We start from the raw sequence: 22,116 nt of genomic DNA, 5'->3' as shown, positions 1-22,116 counted from the left end.
CCAGCGCCCATTCCGTTCGTCTTATTTGCGTTTGTCCAGCTCAGCTTGTACTTCTTGCGTAATTTGGTCGCCGCCCTGCTCGTTCCACTGCTTCACAAAGGAATCAAAGGAATCGATTGGCTGCGATCCGATAATGATCTTGAGATAAGCCTGCTTCTGTAGCGATTGCAGATCCGCCCAGGATTTGACCATGGTAGCCGTCTGGCCGGCAAAAGCATTTGGCGTGACCACAATATTGCTCTCATTATCCGTCACGGCTTTCATGGCATTGTTATAAGCCAGGAATCCGATCCGGTTGGCAATAGCCGTGTTCAAAGCTTCCTTCGTCGGACTGCTTTTCAGGACATTTTCCAGCGGATTTTTCATCTCCGCTTCAATCTGTTCAAAGCTGGAGATTTCGGTCGGGAGCAGGATCGATTTGTCCGCTTTTCCGGCCAGTATGTCATTGTATTTCTTCTGCTGGTTGTAGATCATGGCAGGTTCAATGACCGCCAGGTCCACGTATTGCGGATGCTGGGCTACGGATACCGTTCCCGCCTGCTCATACTTCTCGTATGCATCCTGAAGCTCCGGAATCGTCTTGTCCTTGAATTCCGTAGAGAGATTAATCAGCTTCATTAGCAATTCCGGATGCTTGAAGCCTTTCTTCACGACCAGATAACCAGCCGGACTAGGGTTTGCTCCCACATTCAGCTTGCCATCGGCGCTCAACAGCGGATACGCCTTCCAATCCGCGCTTGGATTGTTCTGCAGTGTATTGCCCAGCGGATAATAAGGAGCGTACCAAGCTTCGAACACCATTCCTGCACGGCCGGAGCTTACATCCTCCGTTGTTTTTCCGCCATCCTTCAGACCGTATTCTTTATCCAGCGAGCCTTCCTTGTACATATCCCGCAGGACGGACAACGCGGCTTTGGCTTCCGGTTGAATGCCGCCGTATTTGACCTTGCCGTCTTCGCCTTGAATCCAAGTTGCAGGGAAGGCGTTCATTGCCCAATAAATAGAATCGAGCGTATGAAGATCAAATGCCGAACTGTACATGCTGCTGCTTTGCGCAACAAGGCCTAACGTATCTTGTTTGCCGTTGCCGTCCGGATCTTGGGTTGCGAAAGCTTTTGAGATGGTCCGGATATCGTCAATCGTCTTTGGTTCGGGCAAATTCAGTTTTTTGCGCCAGTCTTCCCTCACCCAGACAAGCATGGGCTGTTCCTTTTCAATTCCGTATGGAATGGCCATCATTTTGCCGCCGAAATTCACGGTATTGAAAGCATACGGATTCTGAGCGTAACGATCCTTAACGGTTTGCGAAGCATATTTCTCGTAATAAGGCGTTAAGTCCTCGATCATATCCCCCTCTACCAGCGTGTTCAGCATGCTGACGATATTCTGGCCTTCAATGGCAAAGATGTCGGGAATGCGATTGCTCGCGATATCAAGAGACAATTTCTTCGGATATTGATCGCCGTCGGATGGCGCCGTCCAAAGCAGCTTTCCTTTCACGTTAAGCGTCTTCTCCGCATAATCCTGGAAGCTGTTCTTCTCATAGCTTTCGCCCGCCGGAAATTTAGGGTCCTGATTGACGCTGCGGACAACGGTGTAATTTACCGTCTCCTTATAAGGAGCCATCGGATCCGCGTTCTCATCAACGACCGGGTTGTTCGTGTTCCCGGCCTCACTCGAATTGTTCTTGTCTGAGCTCGAACATGCCGCTATAGCCATCATCATGCTGCATGCAACGACCACTGAGAGTATTTTCTTGCTGCGTTTCACTTTCGTCTTGCCCCTTTCGATGCTGTCCTTTCGTTCTTGCTCTCCTATTTTATCAAGCAAGCCCGAAATTCTACTCGTAGTTATGGTCGGGGTCCGGTAGATAACAGATTGCAGTTTTATTGTAAAAACAAGCTTGCCCGTAAACTCTTCGTTCATTTTTCCTACTTCGTTCACTCATTTGTCTATCCGTTCATTTGCGGTACTTCTCCCGGTATTCCTTTGGCAGCAAATGCCGATGCTGCTTGAATACCTTGCTGAAATATTTCTCGTCCTGAAAGCCGGACTGCTCGGCGACGGAATAAATGTAATCATTGGTTGCGACAAGAAGCTCTTCCGCTTTGCGGATTCGCATTTCCGTTAACAGCTCGTGGAACGACATGCCTGCAATCGGACGGAAGCATTGACCGAAATAGCTTCGGCTTAAGGCTACTCTTTGCGCGACATTTTCCTGATTCAAGTTCTCCGACAATTCGTCATGGATGAGCAGAATGGCTTTATAGATGCCGATCGCCGTCTCTTCCGGGAAATTGCGCTGCTGCAGGTAAAGCCGGAGCTCCATCAGGCTTTGCAGCAGCTCATGCCAGTTCCGCTGCTCCATCATTGATTTATGCTCGTCAAGCCCCGCAGGAGCGCCGTTAATAGCCGACAACGCTTTCAGGAACTTGCCCACTTTATCGCCAACATACGTTGAATTTGGTTCTGTTTCTTCAACGAGCTGTATCCAGGTTTGAAACAAGCCCGTATCGAATATCCAGTGCAAGGAATGAAACAACCGGTCAATCTTCTCAAGCTGCTCGGTCCCTTTCGCAGACCGGTTAACAGCGGATTGGAATCGCACGGGGGAAGGAAGATCTCTACGAAAACGGTAGAAGATGCTTTCCTTCACCTGCGCAACCCACTCCTTGGTAGTCATAAAATCCTTCTCCGGAGCCGATTCGCAAACAACGGGAATCCAGCTTTCGTACAATTGTTCTTCCTCCCAAAACTTATGAAGCGGCTTCACGTCGTAAAAACCATAGTCCGATATACGGAAACAGCCTTGTTCAATCGGAATAATCGTAGGGGAGGCCGGCCAAGGAATAACGTCAGGCTTTCCGTTTGCTCCCGACGGCACAAGTATAAGCTCGGGGCATGAAGCCTTCTGAACAACCGCCTGCTGACGGTGCCTCGTTCCATCGCTGATCCGCTTCTCGATTCTGGCGAGCGCTTCCTCCATCTTGCCTTCTTCAATTTGCGTCTTGACCAGATAATCGATGGCTCCGGCATGCATGGCATCCACCACATACCCGAAATCCTGATGGCAGGTAAGCACGACAATCCAGATATGGGGATACTGCTGTTGAACTTCCTTCATTAGTTCAAAGCCCGACATTTTGGGCATGGTCAAATCCGTAATAAGTACATCAATGGGCTGTGCGGACAGCTGTTCCAACGCTTTTTGCCCATTCTCCGCTTCTCCAACAATGTCAAAGCCGTATTCCTTCCATGGGACCGTCAGGATAAGTCCTTTTCTCACAAAATGCTCATCGTCTACGATTAATGTCTTCATTGCACAGCCTCCTTGTCCAGAATGGGAAGACGGATTCTTATCATTGTCCCTTTGCCAAGCTCACTGGATATTTCGAACCGATGCTCCTCGCCGAAATATTCCCGAATCATATGATTGACGAATTTCAGGCCGATTCCCATCCCGCTCTTCCGCTTCTCGTTATCCGAGTAGAGCAGCCTCTGGATCGTTTCGGTATCCATTCCCTGCCCGTTATCTTCTACTTCGATAATGAAGTACGCTTCGTTTTCTTTGAACACGCGCACCGTTATTTGCCCGTTATCATCGGTAAAAGCATGATACATCGCATTTTCAACCAAGGGCTGAATCAGGAACCGTATAATCGGCAGCTCCTCCGTATCCGGTTCAATCTCGAAGAGCACATGGAAGTGGTGATTGTAACGAATCTTCTGCAACGCTACGTAATCCTTCAGAGCGGATATTTCCTCTCGCAGATGGACGATCTCCCCTTCTTTCCCCAGGTTATAGTGCAAAATCCTGGAGAATATAGAGACCAGATTGACGATTTCCTCCTGCTTATGCATTCTTGCGATCCATTGTATGGTGTTCAGCGTGTTATGAATGAAATGCGGATTGATTTGATACTTCAGCTTCTGTACTTCCAGCTTCCGTTTATTCTTCTCCTTCTCTTCAACCTCGACGATAAGATCCCGGATCCGCGTCCTCATCAGATAGAACCTGTCCACGACTTCGTCAAATTCGATAATATTCATCGGGACATAAGGACGGTCGAACTGAAGATCCGTCGTCTGTTTAATCTCTTCCTTAAGCAGACTCAGCTTCTGGTTAATAAACCTCCAGGTCATCCAGGCAAGCAGCAGGGAAATGATCAATGAGCCGACTGCAATGGCCCCATAGCGGATGGACCAGGAAATAATCTCGTCAGACAAATCCCTCTTATTCACGACCGCAACGATAGACCAGTTCCCTTCGCCGCGCTGTACAAACAGTTTTTTTCCTTTATCGTTAATTACCTGGCTTTGCGAGCCTGATAATGACATTTCGGAGTTAATCGGATACGAATCCGTCAAATCACTGTATAAAACTGTATTCGATGAATCGAGAATGAGGTAATTCACGTTAAAGCCAAACGCGTCTTTCGGGAATAGATCCTGAAAAACTTTGAAGTTGGTTTCGATATAGACATAGGTTTTGGGCAGGTTCTTGTTGCCCGTCATTTCCTGAACAATCGAGAACACAATATTGTCGCTGTACAAATAAATACTCGGATGAGGCCCTTGGTACAAGGTAAGCGGATCCGTAAACAGGGTTGGATACTCCATGGGATCTATGTTTTTCTTTAGCAGCATCGTCTGGAACAGATTCATCTGCTGCTCCGGGATAAAATAATACATCGGGCCAAGGCCTTGGTTCGCATAGCTGATTAACGTAAGCCGCGACTCAATATCGCTCTGGATTTCCGATTTCAGGTTGTTCGGGATAGTCGGATTCATATATTGCTCCAGACGCTTCCCGATATCCCCGTCCAAGGTTAGCTGTCTGGATGCGTAGCCGAGATTATCAAGGGAAGATTGCATCGAATGCTCGATCTCCTTCATTCGGCTCTGCACGCCTTTCTCGATGTTATTCTGAAGAATGGAATAAATCGAGTAGTAGGAAATGCTGCCGATCAGAAGAATCGGGATAAGAAGATTAAGCGTCATGACGCTGCCTAATTTAAACATCAATGTATTGGTCCGTACAATTCTCGCTAATCCTTTTACCATCCTGATCCCCCGCTGCTCTGTATAGGAAAAGGACGCCCCCGCTGGCGGGAGACATCCTATATTCGCGTTACCTCTATAAGTTATACATATTTGCTGCCAAGCATCAAGAAAATGCTCGACGTCCAAGTAATTCCCGGATCTCGCAAAGCCCGTCCGGTCTTGGCATGGAAGTTCTCGGCCATCCCGCTCTTCGCAACCAGATTGCAGAACCTTCCCGCAAGATCCTTGGAAAATGCCTCTTCGCCTAGTTCTCGCAAAGCATGGGACAATAGGAACATGGGAGGCGCCCAGATCGGTCCTCTCCAGTATCCGTCCTCTTCGAACGAGCTGCTGTCCAGACGCTCGCTTGCGAGTCCATACTCGGTAAGGAAAGCTCCTTCGACTTTTAGCTCTTCTATCATACGGTCCCGGAGCTCCTTCGGCAATTTCTCGCCGAGCAATAAAGGGAGATACAGAATCAACGATTTGCTCTCGACAAACGCATGATTGCCAGCTCGTCTAGCCTTAAGCCTGCCTTCATGAACAAAATGCTCGAGCATATTGTCCAGCAGCTGCTGCGACCTGGCTTTCCAGCTGTTCGCTTCGGCTAGCATGCCAAGCTTTCTCGCGATGATCTCAAGCGTGTCCATCTGAAGAATCAAATAAGTTGCGAGATCGGGACTTTCAAGCGGCATGCCATCCGCGAAGATGGTGCTGTTATCCCATCCGCAGTCATTTCCGTTATGATATTCCGCCATGCCGTCCTTATCGCTGTCTCTGTGATTGAACCACCACAGTGTCCATTTCGCCAGCGAAGGATAAGCCTCAAGCAGATGGTCATTCGTCAACCATCCCGTTTGCTCCATCATCCATCGCAGCGCAAATCCATGGATTGGCGGCTTCACGTAACCTCTTACGAGATAGTTATCCGTGATTGTATCCGGCAAGGCTCCAAACTGATCCTGGTGATCAAAAACAAGCATCCACTGATGCCAAGCCAGCTCAGGATCCTGCTCCGCAACCGCCATCGCGTGGAAGCAATGGTCCCAGCTCCAGATGCCGCACATGCCGCTTTTGGATGCATACATCGTTGGCCGCGTAATATTCTCGTAAGGGCGAACCTGTACCATCCAGTTCAAATAGACGGCCAGCTGCCTCGCTTCCGAATAACGCTCGGGGAGCTGAAGTGATGCTTGTTCATAGGCCCCGAACTTGTCTGCTGCAGCCAGCAGGCTGTCCGAGAAGGAGGAATACGTCCGTTCCTTCCACGTAATACTGTCCCGGTACAGCTCCAGAACGCCTTCGGCCGTTGCGGAATCTGCAGCTGGTGTAAAATCAATATTGATGAAGTCCGCATTATCGCCGTTCCAGGTCGTATTGACGATCAAATCTCCCGAAGCGGAGGTCAGCCGGATATGCTCGCGCGAACCGTCCGAATTCACTTCGCATTGCTTCTCCCCGTAAGGAACGACATGGGAGGCTTTAATAAATTCAAACCGGACGGCTGCCTGCTCGGCTCGAACCTGGAAGGTAGTCGGGTCCTCGAAGCAAATAACCGCGTTGCCAAATTCCGACCGAAGCGTGATGCTTGCGGCGGATGCTTCTTCCGCGAACGGAACGGGCTTCCCTTCATGAAGCAGCGAAAGTCTTGCCACCCGCTGCCGATAAACGTCTTTATGAAGCGATCTTATATAAAGGCCTTCCGGCTCATCTTCATAGGTCCCCATTCGATTAATCGCGAAATAAGAGCCGGGATAACTAAAAGGTATTTTGGATACATCTACCCGCATATGCGAGATGCCTCCCCTAATTTAAAGTATAAAAAGACGCTTCCGTGAGATAGTAGGAAAATCGTTCGAAAAAGGTAGATAATCGGCTGTTATTTAAACCGGATGTCTTTTGCTTCTTTCACGAAAAGGTCAAGCTCGTTGCCATTCATGATTTTGCGGCCGCCTAGCTTGAAGTTGTCGAAGGTTACGCGCTCAACAAGATGCTTGTCGTCGTATCCGCCAATCACGGAAATGGAATAGCCGGGATTGTACAGCGACGATATCACTTCAATATCCTTAAGCAGAATATCTTGGATGCGGCCTCTTTCTTTATCGGTATTATACATGGAGCGCATGACCCGGAAGTCGATCAGCTTATCGTAATAATGCTCGATCCGGATATTCTCGAAGACGATATCCCGCACGGTAGCGCGATCGCCTACGTGAATGCTGAGCGCTGCGCCGTAACCGTTAACGGAGACGATATCGATATCGTGGAATTTAACCTCTCTTACTTCATCAATCGTTAATTCATGGCCAATTTCGATTGCGTTGCCGGATGGTCCGTTGACGAAAACGCAGGAGCGAACTTCAATGCCATGCACGTTTTTAGCCGCATACAGCATAGGGCTGTCCGGATTCTCCGACCAGTCAAACGCTTTAATAACAACGCAGTCATCATTATTGCGGAGAATGCAATTCTCGATTAATACATGCTGGCAGCCCACAATATCAATGCCGTCGGAGCTGACAACTTCGCCGATCTGCTTGATGCGATCGATATGCACGTGGCGACAGTTGGCCAGCATAATCATCCAGCATGGCGGCTCGACCATGATAATGTCCTTAATCTCCACATTGGAGCAGTCATACAGCAGGATCGTCCGGTAATCCCTCGTCCCGCGGAAATAAGAACCGTCCAATACGCCATTGCCGTAGATTTTAATATTCGAAGCGCCGCTTGCGCGGACGCTGCCTTTGACTACGGCACCGTCTTCAATATAGATGGATTCATTGCTCTGGAGGACAAGCTCGCCAACTTCATAGACCTGTCCGCTCTTGAAGTAAAACGTCGCTTTGCCGTCGTACACCTGCTCCTCATTTCCGTAGAAGAACAAGGGCAGCGAGATACCTTCAATCTTTAGATGAAGGTACCGGTTATCCGTCAAGGTAAAACGCGCGGTATTGCCCGAGATTTCTACAGGAATATTGAACTTGAGAGGGCTTATAGCCACGGATTGGATCGGCGAAGCTGCCTCGATCTCGACTACGGCTGAACCGATATAGGAAGCCGGGGCGAAATAAGCAACGTTTGTGCGAAGCACATCCACCTCTCGGCCGTTTACTTTAACCGTCACCTCTTGGGCGCGGGGATAAGACTTCGGGTAATGATGATGTGTATTCATAGGTTATTTCCTTTCTTCCAGCTCGTCGTAACGAACGGAGGTCACGCCGTATTGGCTGTAGAATGAGGCAAGATCGGGCTCCAGCAGCATTCTGCGTTCGGCATCCCGCTCTGCGGAAATCTGCTCTCCGCTTATCTCGGCATTGCCGAATTGCCGCATCTCTTCACTGTCCAGGCCTGGATGAAAAATGACCGTATAGAGCCCTTCCGGGGCTGATTGAATATCTTGCCTATGATGGGATAAGTAGATCTGCGCCAGATCAACGGTTTCTGCCGGGCTCCCTGCCGCAGCTTCGGCTACTTTTGGGAGCGGCCGAAAGTAACGGTGGAAGTTCATGAGTCCTTCACGTCTGCACCAGGCGTCCAGCCATTCTGCATAGCCCTTTACGGAATAACTAAAAAACATATGCTCGTCGACATACGAGATCCGGAATCCGACCTCTCGGAGTCGATCATATTGCGCGAGCGTCTCCGCAATGGCTTCTTCTAAATTCACCTTCCCTATTAGGGATGGATGAGACAGGAAGTACCCTTGTTCATCTATAAGGCTCGGCACCTGATTAGCAGGAAGCACAGGCTTCCATTTCACGCGGTCCCATTCCGCGTTCAAGGTAATATGCATTCCGAAGCAAATCTCTTTGCAATCGGCGAGCAGCAAGGCGCCCTGCTCCAGGTAAGGCCCCGGAGCCATCACGCTTACGTTTTTCAGCAAGCCTTGCCCGCATGCTTCCGCAATCGCTTGATTCGCCGACAGGCTGCCTCCGAAATCATCGCCCCGAAGCAAGAGCCGTATCATACCGTCACCGGCAAATAGCGGCTGATCTGCTCCGTTAAATGATTCGAAATCTCGAGGAGCCCTTCTTCGGAGGGATGAATGATATCGTAAGTTAACAGAGATGTCTTGGTAAGCAGCTCTTTGCCGGGGATATGAATCAGCTTCGGTCTGTTCATTTGCTTGACTTTATCAGCCACGATGCTGCGGAATTGCTCTCCGAGTTCACCGTTTCTGACGTCGCCCATGTAGGTGAACAGATCGGTTACGAATATCCACTTATCCGGATGAGCATCCGCGATGGTTGAAATAAAATAATCGACGCGCTTCCGGAACTCTTCCGGCGAACCCGGGACCCCGTTCTTGACATCCCAGATCATGTTGACGCCAAGCTCGATAAAAGCAAATTCCCAACCGGGCAGCTGAGCGATATAATCCGCCAACTGCGCGTCAACCATAGCCGCTCCGGCCATGGACAAGCTCCAAAGATCCACGCCAAGCTTCTCGGCCGTACGCATGCTGTAAGCTCCGGTTGGACGAACGGCAGACGCGCCGCTGGAGATGGACGAACCGTACAGCAGCATTTTTCTCTCCGGCATGCTGCCTTCTCTTGGCAGCTCCGTCTCCCCCTCCACGCCAACTAGAGCGATATGGCTCTCATAGGGAAGTATGACGCGTACAAGATCCGGCGGAAAACGGAGCTGCTCCTTGCCAGCGATCATCTGCATAAGCTCCATTTCCTTCGGCCGTTCAACCTCGATCTCCGTCACATGCGCACCTAGAATCCGGGGAGCATTCTCTTGGAAGGTTCCGTGATACACCTCGGCAACGGTGTGTCCTCCTGTCAGTTGATCCGCGTTCAGCACGGCGAACTTCAGCTTTACGCGATCCGATTTCATATGAAAACGGATTTCGACTGATCCTGTTTTGAGCGCAGAATCATGCGCGATTTCGTGCAGCTGCAGTCGCAGCCCATCCGGAATACGGCACAGCTGCACCGCATCGCCGCCTTGCACCGGTTTAAGCTGTGCGACATTATGCAGATAGAGATTTTTATAATTCACAAAGGATCCTCTCCTAGTACGTGACGTTATAAAGTTTATATTTTTCATTCCGGAATACTTTGTAGAACGCTAGCACGTTCTCTTCCTTACCCGCATAACAGCAGCGCTGGCAGTAGTATTCGTCTTCTTCTCCGTCATAGGCGAGCAAATAATCGATCTCCCGGGCGAAGCAGGAAGGGCATAGCAGCAATTTCATTGTTTTTCCACGTTGAGCCATGATGACAAGACACCTCCGAGCTGAACTTTTTTCTCAAGCGTGAGCTTGTAGTAAGGCTTGAACAAGACGCCTTCCTTCACACTGCCCCAGTCAGCCTCCCCTTCGGGAGTCAGGGACAACTGCGTACGGATTTGCGGGATAGCCGCTTTCACTTCCGTTGGAGCCGCAACGCGCGCTTCCTTCGAACGGTAAGTGAACGGAATCGTCTGCTTCTCCTGTTGTTCCGAAGATGCTGTCAACTCAATGCCGCGCATGTCCTCCGGATATACGGTTGTGCCATAACAGCCGTCAAGCACTTCCGTCAAGGTAATTTCCGCAGCCGGATCGGACAGCTCAAGGACTCGGCGCTCGATTAGAATCCGGCCATCGCCCGTGAAGGTAAATGCGGATTCCAGCGTAACCTCCAGATCTCCGACTTGAATGCGGATCGGCTCGACAACAAGCTGATGCTTGCCGCCAGGGGTACGTTCAATCCTTCCTTTGGCGCGTTTTCCTTCAATGCTGGCCGATGCATCGCCGTACTTGATCACGCAGCGATGCCCTGAATGGCCGCGATGCTCTCTTGCAATGACATACGGATAATTGCCATTCCACAGAATATCCGTATCCGGCCCGGTATCGCCCGACAACTCGCCGACGTACGGACGGAAATCGCAAATCACGCCGCCGATATTCAGATCGATTGCAGCCCGGAAATAAGAATCCGCATACCAGAAGGTCTGGCGTTTCGTGCCGGCCAGGATATCCTTCCACAAGTTCACTTCCGCCACTCCGGCACCAATCTCCGTTTTGTAGAAGTCGGCGAATTCGCTCATCGTCACGAACTCCACTTCGCCTTGCTCCGCCTTCGTCTTCAGGTATTGCAAGGAATCGATATACAATGCACGCGCATGCTCGAAGTTATCAACGAAGATATTACCCGGCACTACCCAAGGCGTGCTGACAAAAACGTTGTAATAAGAAAAGCCGTTATAATTCTTCTGTTCAATCCATTGATCGACGAATCGGTGCATATACGGACTGTTAGGACCATCATTCGCTTTCGCTCGCATCACGTTGGCGGGATGGGAGGAGAAATAATCGTCACGGCTTGTCAGCGCAAGCACCATGTCTCGATTCAGATGCGGCAGGGCAACGAGATCGATGGAGCTTTCATTGTCCCGACCGGGAGCCAGATAGTGATATTTCGAAGGATAGAAGGCACCCCAAGGGCCCCCGTCGCTGAACAAATACCACGAGCCGTTATTGCCCTCAAACATTTTGACGCCTTCCTCGAAACAGTTCGTTATGGACGTCTTCACCTGCGGATATTTCTCTTTGATGTAAAGCGTGGTTTCCGTGTCCATGATGTAACCGCCAATGGCGGTTGGAACAAAGCCAAACTCCGCTTGGAACACTTCGAAGATCCGGTCAACAATTTTCTTTTTCGACGAATAGGAGTGCAAATACAAGGCCTGCTCGTCGCTCTCCGCGTAAGGAAGCATTTCCTCGCACATCATGTTGTGAAAATGAATGCCGATTTCGTCGCCTAACGCCATTTGCGTCTTTACGTAAGCCACCATATCCGGATCGCATAGGCCCTCGTATGACAACAGAATTGTTGTCCGAATGCCGGCGCGATGAGCTTCATCCTGTTGAAACTTGATTCCTTCCAGCATAGACGCCCCCCGGTCTGCGCGGTGAATGACGTTTACGTACATCTTACTCATGCCTGTCCCTTCTTTCTGCTCGTATATCCTCCTCATTATAGAGGCGGCTTCCGAAAGTAGAGTGGGACAATAGATTGCAGCAGGTAGGAAGATCGGGTGATTATGCCGCAAAAAAAAGGCCGTGACGAGTTCCACCTTCAAGGTACTCCACGGCCTGCCGGCTATAAACGTTATTAGGCTTCGCTTCGTTTTAAACGGAGCACGTAATCATCATTTAAGGCATTGGATTCATTGGGACACCGGAACAAAACAGCTTGTCCCGCAGACTGTACCATTTGCGGCTCGAAGAATATGCCTGTCCGCGGATTGTACCAATTCATCTCGTAGCTTCCGGCTTGAAGCTGAAGCTCGATGTTCTGGGAAACCGGGGTATAAACGATGTATAGTTCACCCTCATCCGCCAAACATAGCGCATCCTTCTGCGAGAGCAGAGCATCGTTCGGATTTGCCGTCCACCATTTACAACCTTCGAAGAACGTCGCAATATGGGCAAAACCTTCAAGCAGCCTCATCGAATCATCGCCGCGCCCGTTAACCCATCCGCCGAGGCCATGTCCCGCGTATTCTCCGCTTGTCTGATAACATCCCGCCATATAGATTTCCCACGCTCTGCGCCTCAGCGTATCGCGGCTTCTCATCGGATATACTTTGCCTTCGCCCCACGCCGTTGGGTAATGATCCTCGTAGCCGAATTCTTCATTTACCTGAGGCATGATTCTGCCCGTGCCAAGCTGAACGTCCCTGTTCTGCCGCATATACGAATAGCCGCCACCCTCATCCCAGCTTTGGTAGACGGCGAAATCCGCCCAGCCCGACGTCCGGAATTCAAAAGTTCCGTGCCCATGGCAGGTCATTAGATGATGATACGGATCGCAGGATTTGAGATAATGTCCCATCCGTTCCACCCACGCATGAGGACGAATCAACCGGTATTCATTCGTTAAATCCCAGGTTATATTCGGGTATGCTGCAAGCCGGGACGCCGCATATCGAAAATACCTCTGCTCGTCTTGCCCACCCATTAGAAGCTTGCCATAGGGATCCGCTCCTTGGCGGTATGCATCTACATACATGATGAGAGATATTACGATATCTTTCTGGCTGGCGTATTCCAATATTCGCTCCAGCTTATGCCAATAAGCTAGGTCGAATCGGGTTACGTCCCATCCCGGATTCTCCGCATCGTCCGGACGTTCAGCCTTCCAAGGGCCATAGCAGAATGTGAAATCCTCCGACTCGTATACCGGTTCGAACCAGGCCATCGCATTTCGCACCCGGCTGGAGCTTAGTCCGATCCGAACCCGGTTGACTTTATGGTCATGGAAGCGGTCCAGCGTACGCTTAATCTCTTCTTCCTTGCGGATGCCGGGCAAATGGTAAGCCGTCATCCCGTTATAGAAGAAATGCTCGCCCGTTCCCTCCCATAGGAAATGAAACGGATGCTCTTCATCTACCCGGATCAATCCGCGATTATCGCTCGCAATGGCATCGAAATGCCCTTCGTGGGACCATATCTTACCTTGATATTGCAAAGAAACCGTATACAAGTACCGGCCCGCTGAACGCGGCAAGAAACGAATCCGAAACAGGCTTCCGTCTTCCGCATCGCAAAATCCGTCTATCGGAATCAAGCTGTCGCGATTTTCCGCCGTTCCCAGCTGGCCATCCGGCTGTCCATGTTTAAAGGTAAATAAGTCCTCATCACGTCCAAATTGTCCCATTACCTGCGCTTCTGTAAATGGATTGCGAAATTCCGGTTGATCGACATGGATAACGATCTCATAGCGGTCGTAAGCGGCAACAGCGTTTGTCGTAACCGGTACAAAGGAAATGTTCATCCAACTGGCTCCATTCCTAGTCATTGTAGTCTTGATTTGAATTTTACCCTTATCTTACATGAGAACTTCGATAAGATGCGTAGGAGTTATGATTGATCTTGGATAGAAAATGGTCAGGCATTTCCTCAATGATCATAAGGACGAATCTCTTGAATAAGACTGCTCACATGCTCTTCCCAGCATTCCAGCAACCGGTCGTAAAAGGGAAGCTCCGAGCTGCTCGCGATCAGCCCCCGATGATCCAGCCCACGGATAACAGCCCGGATGCCGTCTTCCCAGCTAATCGTATACCGGAAGCCTAGCTCCTTACCTTACGAGCTGCCGTATTATCGAAGATCGTCACATTCCGGAATTTCTCGGCGCACCAGATCGGCATGATAGTGAATCAAAAAAAAGGCTGTACAGGAACGGTCCTGTACAACCACTTTATCGTTATAGAATAAAATATCTTATTTTCCGATGTCACATACCGTTATTCCTCATTCTTATTCCCGGAACCAAATCCGATGACGTAACCATCCGGATCCTTCACCGAAAACTCCTTCCATACTCCCCAATCATGCTCGGATAGGACAGGCTCAGCTTCAATGATTGCCCCGTTTACTTTTAATTCCGCATAGAGAATATCCAGCTCTTGATGGGTCTGTACATAAGCATACGTATTCCATATTCCTCTGTTTGGACGTACATCCTTGCTGTCTTCCGCCTGAATAAGCTTGAAGCCCAGGCCAAAATGATCCCTTATTGCCCAATAGTCATTCACTTCACAGCCTAAAGCTTCCGCGTAATACTTCTGCGACTCTGCCAGATTGGAAACCAATAAGACCGTAAGAGAATTCTCGATTTTCGCCCTCTTCATCACCATTCAACTCCCTAATTATTGGCAATTATACTCACATATCGAATAATACCAAACGTATGTTCCTGTGTAAAGCAAAAAAAGAAGAGGATCTCCCTCTTCTTCTCGCCTGATCTATCCCTTCTGAATGACCGGTACCCATATTTCGCTCCTGAATGTTGGCGAACCGGTATCCTTATGCTCATTCCACAAAATCTCCGGACCTTGCGCCGCTTCATAATTGGAGGATGGGAACCATTCCGAATAGATGCGTCCCCATACATTCTGCAGCGTTGCCGGGAATGGCCCTATCGCTTCGAATACAGCCCATGTTCCGGCTTCAACCCACAATTCGCTGTAAGGCTCCGGACATGCGGAACTCGTTGCTACACCGATATAATGGTCCAGCCCGCCTTTTTCCTCCATGCGGCCCTCGGAGAAATTAACGGAGGCGCTAATTAAGCCTGTTGGCGTCACGTTGGACAATGCTTTAAGCTCGCGGATCCGCTCCTCGGTCAAGCTCTGCCACATCGCGGCAATCTCCGGGTTTACGCCTTCAAATACAATCGGTACCCGCTCATCAGTCCAACAATGCGGAAGGCTTCCTTGTCCTCCATCCGGTATTTCATTTCGTCTCCCCCTGTTATCGTTAATTGAAAGGACATACGGGGAAAAGCTTTCAAAGGTTGCCCAAGCTGTCTTGCCTCGGACGGTGTAACCGCGTGAACAGCCTGGAATGCCTTGCTGAACGAATCCGCGGAGGTATAACCGTATTTGACCGCCACGTCGATCACTCTGGAGGAAGAGTTCATCAGATCAAAAGCCGCTAACGTCAATCTCCTCCTACGGATATATTCAGATAAGGGAACCCCTGCAAGAAACGAAAACATCCGCGAGAAATGGTATTCCGAGCAGTGCGCCCGTCTGGCCGCTTCCTTAAGATCGATCTCCTCAGCCAAATGATCCTCGATATATTTCAGAGCCTGATTCATATGCTCCAGCGTATTCATCCGTTTCCCCTCCTTTCTTCATCATTAGATTAACAAAAGCGGATTCTCCCTATCCGACTTTTCTTGCACAAGATTAACGGCTGGCAACTTATGAACTCTGGGAAATTAAAAAAGGCAAACCTATGCAGGCTCGCCTCTTCCTTGCCTAAGATTGTCTAACTTCCTCGATGACGGAGATCGGAACATGCACAAGCACGTTGGACTGGTAACGCAGCTGCACGAACTGTTCCTCTACCTTTTCGATTGTCCCGCTCCACATTTTTCCTTCGTTAGTTCTAACGGCTACAGACTGCTGTGCGATTTTCGCATGTAATAAGTGCAATCGAATGGCTGAGATTGGTCTCATCTCCCCTTCTGTTACCGGAGACCCTCCGATAGTTATACATAACTGGGACTTATTTCTTAATTCTATAGGATCGGACGTATTTGTACAATTGTATAATTGCTCACTTAAAAAATTAAATAATATACTCGAATAATATTACTTCTTCTCTAATTTCATTGCACTCCCGCACACCTGATGCCACTATCGAAATAGAATCGTCAGAACGAAAGGAGTTCTCCCATGAGCCAGAAACAAAAGCTGAATAATGACTGGTTTTTCTCCAAGCACCCACTCGGTACAGAGCTTGATGCCATCCTGCAAGGCGGTATCGACTGGTCGCCTATTACACTCCCGCATGACTGGTTAATCTATGACTCTAACAATCTGTATGAGAACAGCATCGGCTGGTACCGCAAAGCGATCCGCTTCGAAGACCTTCCCGCAAATAAGAAGTTTGCGCTTCGCTTTGAAGGCGTTTACATGAATTCGACGGTTTATGTGAACGGTCGTGTTGCCGGTACGTGGAAGAATGGCTACTCGACCTTTGAATTCGATATCACCTCCTTGCTTACAAGGGGCGAAAATGAAATTCTCGTTCAGGTTATTCATGAATCTCCGAACTCCCGCTGGTATTCCGGGGCAGGAATTTACAGGCCGGTATGGCTCATTACCTCGCCGGATACCCGTATCGCCTCCGACGGCATTTATATTTCCGCTAAAAAGAATACAAGCGGTACCTGGTCTGTTGATATCGATACCGAGGTTGTATTTGCAAACCTCACCGATTCTTCCGGAATTAAGCTTCGACATACGATCCTGGATGCCGCAGCGACGGTTATTAGCCAGTCCGAAGCCCTTATTCAGCCGGAGTCCGGCTCGACCGCAGCCTTCAACCAGGTGCTTGCGGTTCAGCAGCCGAGGCTTTGGGATCTAGACGAGCCGAGCCTCTACAAGCTCCAAACGGAATTAATCGTCGAAGGTAACGTATTGGATTCGGAAGAGCAAAACTTCGGCTTCCGCACCTTCGATTTCGATACCGAGAAAGGCTTCTTCCTGAATGGCCGGCCTGTCAAGCTTCAAGGGGTTTGTCAGCATCATGACCTCGGTTCTCTTGGCGCTGCCGTCAACAAGACGGCCCTGAGAAGACAAATAGCCCTCCTACAGGAAATGGGCGTTAACGCGATCCGGACAGCCCACAATATGCCGGCGGTCGAGCTGATGGAATTGGCCGATGAGATGGGCGTGCTTATCGTCTCCGAAGCGTACGACATGTGGGAACGGGCGAAGACGCCGTACGACTTTGCGAGATTTTACAAGGACTGGTGGAAAAAAGATATCGCCAGCTGGGTCCGCAGAGACCGGAACCATCCAAGCATGCTGATGTGGAGTATCGGCAATGAAATCTACGATACCCATGCCGACGAACGCGGACAGACGCTGACGGTAGAACTTCGGGACAAAGTGCATTTCCATGATCCGAAGGGCAATGCCGTTGTCACAATCGGTTCAAACTATATGCCTTGGGAGAATGCTCAGAAATGCGCCGATCTGGTTCAATTCGCCGGCTATAATTACGGGGACAAATATTATAAGCAGCATCATGAGGAGCATCCGGACTGGTATATTTACGGCAGCGAGACCTGCTCGACGGTACAAAGCCGGGGTATCTATCACTTCCCGCTCGCCCAGTCCGTTCTGGCGGACGACGACGAGCAATGCTCCTCGCTTGGCAACAGCTCTACTAGCTGGGGAGCAAAAAGCACGGAAGCCTGCATTATCGCTGACCGTGATGCCGCCTTCTCCCTCGGGCAATTTCTGTGGACGGGCTTCGATTACATCGGAGAGCCAACCCCTTACCATACGAAGAACTCCTATTTCGGACAGATCGATACGGCCGGCTTCAAGAAGGATGCCTTCTATATTTATCAGGCGGAATGGACCGATTATCGCGTGAAGCCAATGGTTCATATTTTCCCCTACTGGGATTTCTCGGAAGGACAGCTGATCGATGTACGCGTCTCTTCGAATGCGCCGAAGATCGAGCTTTTCTTCAACGATAATTCCCTTGGAACGTATGACATCGATCATGTCCACGGCCAGAAGCTGCTCGGAGAATGGCAGATTCCTTATACAAAAGGTATCCTTCGGGCTGTTGCTTATGACGAGTCGGGCAATGTGATTGCAACTGACATTCAATCCTCCTTCGGTGACGCGGAAACCGTCCTGCTGACACCGGACAAAACAGCGATAGCCGCAGACGGCTCGGATCTGGTCTTTATCGAGATCTCTGCTCTCGACCGGAATAACTTGCCGGTAGCCAATGCCAATAACCGTATTCACGTGACCGTAGAAGGGCCCGGCCGACTCGTTGGGCTCGATAACGGGGACAGCGCCGATTATGATTCTTACAAAGGAACGAACCGCCGCATGTTCAGCGGCAAGCTTCTGGCAGTCATTGCGCCTACGCTGGAGAGCGGAACCATTACCGTTCGTGCAGTATCCAACGGGTTGGCTGCCGGTGAAGTGACGCTGACGGCTGTTGCTCCTGAACCATCAACACCGGGTAATGAAAATACTCTGTATGCCTATGCACCTGGACAAGCTGCGGAGACTTCAAGCGGATCAGCCGCTTCCGACGATGAGATTCCCGTGCGCAAGCTGGAAATTATTTGTCCGCAAGGAAATGCGCTTTCGGCGGAGAACCGGGCTTTGCCGGTACAAGTTGTTATTCATCCAAGTCAAGCTACGTATCGGGATGTTGAATGGCGGGTCACGAACGCTGCCGGTGTTGATGCCAATATTGCAACCCTTGAGGCAGACGGCCATCATGCTGCCGTTAATGCCCTAAGCGACGGCGAATTCTATATCCGCTGCGCAACAAAGAACGGAGCGGACAATATCCGCCTTTATTCTTTAATGGAGTTCCGGACCGACGGTGTCGGACAAGCTTTTATTAATCCGTATGAATTCGTATCCGCAGGCTACCATAGCGAATCGAGCCGCAATCTGACGAACGGGAATGAACGCGGCGTAGCGACAAGCCGGGACGGCGAAAGCTGGATTTGCTTTGACAACATCGACTTCGGCAGCTATGGTGCGGACGAGATTACGCTGCCGATCTTCTCGCTGGACAGCGAACGGTTCACTATCGATCTATGGGAAGGTATTCCTGGCGAGCCTTCGGCTTCCCTGCTTGCCCAGATCACGTATCAAAAGCCGACCAAATGGAATGTGTACCAGGAAGAGACGTATCGTTTGCCCCGCCGGCTTACAGGCATTACGTCCCTCAGCTTTGTTCTGCAGCGCAAGATTCACCTGAGTGGCTTCCAGTACAAGAAAGCGATCAAAGCATTTGAACGTCTGGAGGCGCTGGAAAACAACCAGATTTACGGAGATACTTATACGCTGACGGATCAGACGATCGAGAACATTGGCAACAACGTCTCGCTGGTGTTCCGGGACATGGACTTTGGGGATACAGGCACAAGCAAGCTTGCGATCTGCGGTCAATCGCCTATCGACAACAATACGATTCATATCCTGTTCAGCGGTGCTGACGGCGAGACCAAACAGCTGGTGGAGTTTGCGTACACGGAAGATTATTGCGAGAAAGAATACGCTCTTGAGAGGATCACCGGCCTTCAGACGGTCACTTTCATGTTCCTGCCAGGCAGTCAATTCAACTTCAAATCGTTCCAATTTCTCCCGGAGTAATTAAACATCAGTCAGTCATAGGGACCTCAGCGAACTGCTGAGGTTCTCTTTTTCTTCTCTTTCCCACCGCAACTTACAAAGCATAATTACGTACAATTGTATAAATCAGGAAGTTGGTAATATTAATACCTATAGGCTACCGTCTTATCCTGATCCTCCTTTACGAAAATGTATATTTCGAAATAAAGACTTTAGAAGGATTGAAGTGATCACTTTGGTACTTTCGAAGATTTCCATACGGGTTCATATTTTGGTACACTAAACGTTGCAATTGTCACAGTCAGCTAAGGGAGGATTTATACATTGCGAGTAAAAGAGAATCTGATTGGCGCTGCTATCGCTTTTGTACTCATTTGCGGTGCGGGAGCCATCGGCGCGAATTACGTTCTTAAAGCCATGGATAGTGGGGATAAGACTGAAACAACCGATAAAACGGAAACAACGGATACAGCACTGCCGCTGCATATTCCGCAGGTTGACTTTGCGGCGAATTCGACGGAAGGAAAAGCGGTCGCGAAGATCAAGGAATATCATTCGACCTTTGATCTCAAGGTAACAGGCGGCGGGCTGGATAATTTCAAGCCTGACAACGATACAGCCTGGGAAGAGTTTCTCGCGTCGGAGGTTTTCAACACGAAAAATTACGAAGACATCGGCAAAGCCCTGTCTAGCGTCGAAGGCCTGCAGATTGATATGAACAACCTGATGGAACTTGCCGATATTGCCCGCAAGAAGCATGATCCGGATGCTTTGCGTTTCATGCACCGTATTTTGCATGATTTGGACTTATACGCATTCCCTAATAAAGATACCGTCCAACGCGATTATTGGGGGGTAACGAACACCGCTCCCTCCGGCGACAATGCGAACCGGGATGAGATGGAAAAGTTTTTGGAAACTAATAAAAAGTAAATGGAAAAACCGGGAACACGAAGGTGTTACCCGGTTTTTGTTTGTACGAAGCTATAGATTAGATTCGGAATCTCCGATAAATCATCGCATGCGAAGTCTGCATACTCGTTAGGATCGGCCATTTGCTTCCATATGGTCTTCATCCCCAGCTCCTTCGCCGGAATCATATCTTTCTTCAGGTTATCGCCGACAAAGACGGCCTCCGCTGCAGATACGTTCAGGTTGGTCAGGGATAATTGAAAAATAGCAGGATCCGGCTTTCGTAAACCAACCGCTTCCGAGATGATAATATCGTCAAAATAACACTCGATGCCTAATGCCCGTATTTTGTCCCTCTGATAAAATGCTCTTCCGTTCGTAATCATGCCTAATTTGAATGCGGCCTTCTTCAGACCGCTAAGCATTTCCTTTAGCCCCGGATAACCGATAGCATACTTCGAAAAGTTCTGATTCAGATCCTCCAGCATAACGGGAAGCAAGGAGCTGTCAATGGCGAAGAGTCCGACTAGATCTTTATAGACCTCTTCCTTCGGACGGACGACATGATTCATTTCCGTAAACTTCCGAATATACTCCCCTTTGTCTATACGAAAGGCTTCCAAGGCATAAGCATCATATTGATGATTGGCGAATCCGATTGAGGATTGATGTTTATCCAGCAAGGTTTGGTCGAGATCGAATATAACGGCAGCGAAATTATTCATTCAAGCACTCCTTAATCATATAGTCCATATAAGCCAAGGCATCTTGTCTGCGTTTGAAGACGGAACGGTACAAGGATTTAGAGTTGCCCTCTCGTATACGAATGGATTCCCGTAAAATGCGATGCCATCTTGCCGGTACATGCTGCATGGCATATTGACCTGCCCCGGTTTTTGAGATCAGATCCCGTTCCTTAATCGAGTAATAAATGCGGGAAACGCCAAGCACTCCCCACTCAATCATCCAGCCTTTGAAAAACATGCCGAAGTAAGGCAAGGAAGGAAATTTCTCGACTCGTCGTTTCCAGTTCAGCCAATAATGCTCTAGATTCAACTTCATGTTACGGGTTAAAACATCCCAATCGGTTGTATAGCCGAAGGTTTGGGGATCCGGTCCAATAATCGCAATGCCGTAGCGCTTGAGCTGAAACGCATCAACCGAATCTTTGCGCAACCGCTCTAATCCTACAAGTCTGCCGCTATTAAAATAATAGTAAGGGCAATCCTGATCTTTGAGACTCCCCAGATCTACCTTCCATATGTACCTGCCGTCCAGGCTGATCTTCGGACGGCTTTTCTCCAGATCGAGATGGATCCGCTCCAGGACCTTCACTTCTTGCTCCGTTAACGGCCGGTAGGTGACTGCCGCAAAATCCAAATCGCTAACCCCTTCCTGAAAGGAGGCAAGCGAGATGGATCCGAACAGGTAGAAGGCTTCCAAGAGGCCGGGCAGATCCTTGTTCAACCTGGCAAAGTATCGATCCAGGATCGCTTGGGCTTGATCTGGCACCTTCATCCG

General features: G+C 49.6%; 16 protein-coding genes and 1 pseudogene. 2 read left to right on the top strand and 15 right to left on the bottom strand.

Annotation, left to right across the window (positions count from 1 at the left end):
• Positions 1-21: 21 nt before the first annotated feature.
• From PJDR2_RS12880 to PJDR2_RS12815, 13 genes and pseudogenes are all read right to left on the bottom strand, one after another.
• Complete coding sequence (locus PJDR2_RS12880; protein ID WP_041613434.1) at positions 22-1,944, bottom strand: hypothetical protein; 1,923 nt, start codon at positions 1,942-1,944, stop codon at positions 22-24.
• A gap of 16 nt (positions 1,945-1,960) precedes the next feature.
• A complete protein-coding gene (locus PJDR2_RS12875) occupies positions 1,961-3,319 on the bottom strand; it encodes a response regulator transcription factor (RefSeq protein WP_015844133.1) in 1,359 nt (452 codons plus the stop codon).
• Complete coding sequence (locus tag PJDR2_RS12870) at positions 3,316-5,064, bottom strand: cache domain-containing sensor histidine kinase (RefSeq protein ID WP_015844132.1); 1,749 nt, start codon at positions 5,062-5,064, stop codon at positions 3,316-3,318. The genes PJDR2_RS12875 and PJDR2_RS12870 overlap by 4 nt, the downstream gene beginning before the upstream one ends.
• An 80-nt stretch (positions 5,065-5,144) precedes the next feature.
• The gene (locus PJDR2_RS12865) at positions 5,145-6,833 is read right to left on the bottom strand and encodes an amylo-alpha-1,6-glucosidase (protein ID WP_015844131.1); all 1,689 of its coding nucleotides are present in this window, start codon (positions 6,831-6,833) and stop codon (positions 5,145-5,147) included.
• 89 nt (positions 6,834-6,922) lie between these two features.
• Positions 6,923-8,218 carry a glycosyl hydrolase family 28 protein gene (locus PJDR2_RS12860; protein ID WP_015844130.1) on the bottom strand — a complete coding sequence of 432 codons (1,296 nt, stop codon included), beginning with the start codon at positions 8,216-8,218 and terminating at the stop codon, positions 6,923-6,925.
• Between the two features lie 3 nt (positions 8,219-8,221).
• A complete protein-coding gene (locus tag PJDR2_RS12855) occupies positions 8,222-9,013 on the bottom strand; it encodes a polysaccharide deacetylase family protein (RefSeq protein WP_015844129.1) in 792 nt (263 codons plus the stop codon).
• Positions 9,010-10,053, bottom strand: coding sequence for an SGNH/GDSL hydrolase family protein (locus tag PJDR2_RS12850; protein ID WP_015844128.1), 1,044 nt, complete (start codon positions 10,051-10,053; stop codon positions 9,010-9,012). Before PJDR2_RS12850 ends, PJDR2_RS12855 begins: the two co-directional genes overlap by 4 nt.
• Before the next feature lie 13 nt (positions 10,054-10,066).
• Positions 10,067-10,270, bottom strand: coding sequence for a hypothetical protein (locus PJDR2_RS12845; RefSeq protein ID WP_015844127.1), 204 nt, complete (start codon positions 10,268-10,270; stop codon positions 10,067-10,069).
• A complete protein-coding gene (locus PJDR2_RS12840) occupies positions 10,246-11,979 on the bottom strand; it encodes a hypothetical protein (protein ID WP_015844126.1) in 1,734 nt (577 codons plus the stop codon). The genes PJDR2_RS12845 and PJDR2_RS12840 overlap by 25 nt, the downstream gene beginning before the upstream one ends.
• Before the next feature lie 173 nt (positions 11,980-12,152).
• Positions 12,153-13,817: a DUF4038 domain-containing protein gene (locus tag PJDR2_RS12835; RefSeq protein WP_015844125.1), complete on the bottom strand. Its 1,665-nt coding sequence runs from the start codon at positions 13,815-13,817 to the stop codon at positions 12,153-12,155.
• A gap of 472 nt (positions 13,818-14,289) precedes the next feature.
• Complete coding sequence (locus PJDR2_RS12825; protein WP_015844124.1) at positions 14,290-14,676, bottom strand: VOC family protein; 387 nt, start codon at positions 14,674-14,676, stop codon at positions 14,290-14,292.
• Between the two features lie 114 nt (positions 14,677-14,790).
• Positions 14,791-15,665 (bottom strand): annotated as a pseudogene (locus PJDR2_RS12820) (AraC family transcriptional regulator).
• A 145-nt stretch (positions 15,666-15,810) separates the two neighbouring features.
• Complete coding sequence (locus tag PJDR2_RS12815) at positions 15,811-16,011, bottom strand: hypothetical protein (RefSeq protein WP_015844123.1); 201 nt, start codon at positions 16,009-16,011, stop codon at positions 15,811-15,813.
• A 219-nt stretch (positions 16,012-16,230) separates the two neighbouring features.
• Here PJDR2_RS12815 and PJDR2_RS12810 point away from each other — a divergent pair, with 219 nt between their 5' ends.
• Both PJDR2_RS12810 and PJDR2_RS12805 read left to right on the top strand, forming a co-directional pair.
• Complete coding sequence (locus PJDR2_RS12810; RefSeq protein ID WP_015844122.1) at positions 16,231-19,704, top strand: glycoside hydrolase family 2 TIM barrel-domain containing protein; 3,474 nt, start codon at positions 16,231-16,233, stop codon at positions 19,702-19,704.
• Between the two features lie 303 nt (positions 19,705-20,007).
• Entirely contained in the window at positions 20,008-20,616 is a 609-nt protein-coding gene (locus tag PJDR2_RS12805) for a hypothetical protein (protein ID WP_015844121.1), read from the top strand.
• A gap of 26 nt (positions 20,617-20,642) precedes the next feature.
• On the opposite strand, the gene PJDR2_RS12800 is transcribed toward PJDR2_RS12805, so the two are convergent.
• Positions 20,643-21,320 (bottom strand): HAD family hydrolase, encoded by a 678-nt coding sequence (locus tag PJDR2_RS12800; protein WP_015844120.1) that lies wholly within the window; start codon positions 21,318-21,320, stop codon positions 20,643-20,645.
• Complete coding sequence (locus PJDR2_RS33490; RefSeq protein ID WP_015844119.1) at positions 21,313-22,113, bottom strand: aminoglycoside adenylyltransferase domain-containing protein; 801 nt, start codon at positions 22,111-22,113, stop codon at positions 21,313-21,315. The genes PJDR2_RS12800 and PJDR2_RS33490 overlap by 8 nt, the downstream gene beginning before the upstream one ends.
• Between the last annotated feature and the right edge of the window lie 3 nt (positions 22,114-22,116).

The sequence above is a fragment of the Paenibacillus sp. JDR-2 genome (assembly GCF_000023585.1).
GTDB lineage: Bacteria > Bacillota > Bacilli > Paenibacillales > Paenibacillaceae > Pristimantibacillus.
This window is presented reverse-complemented; position numbering and strand designations above follow the sequence as displayed.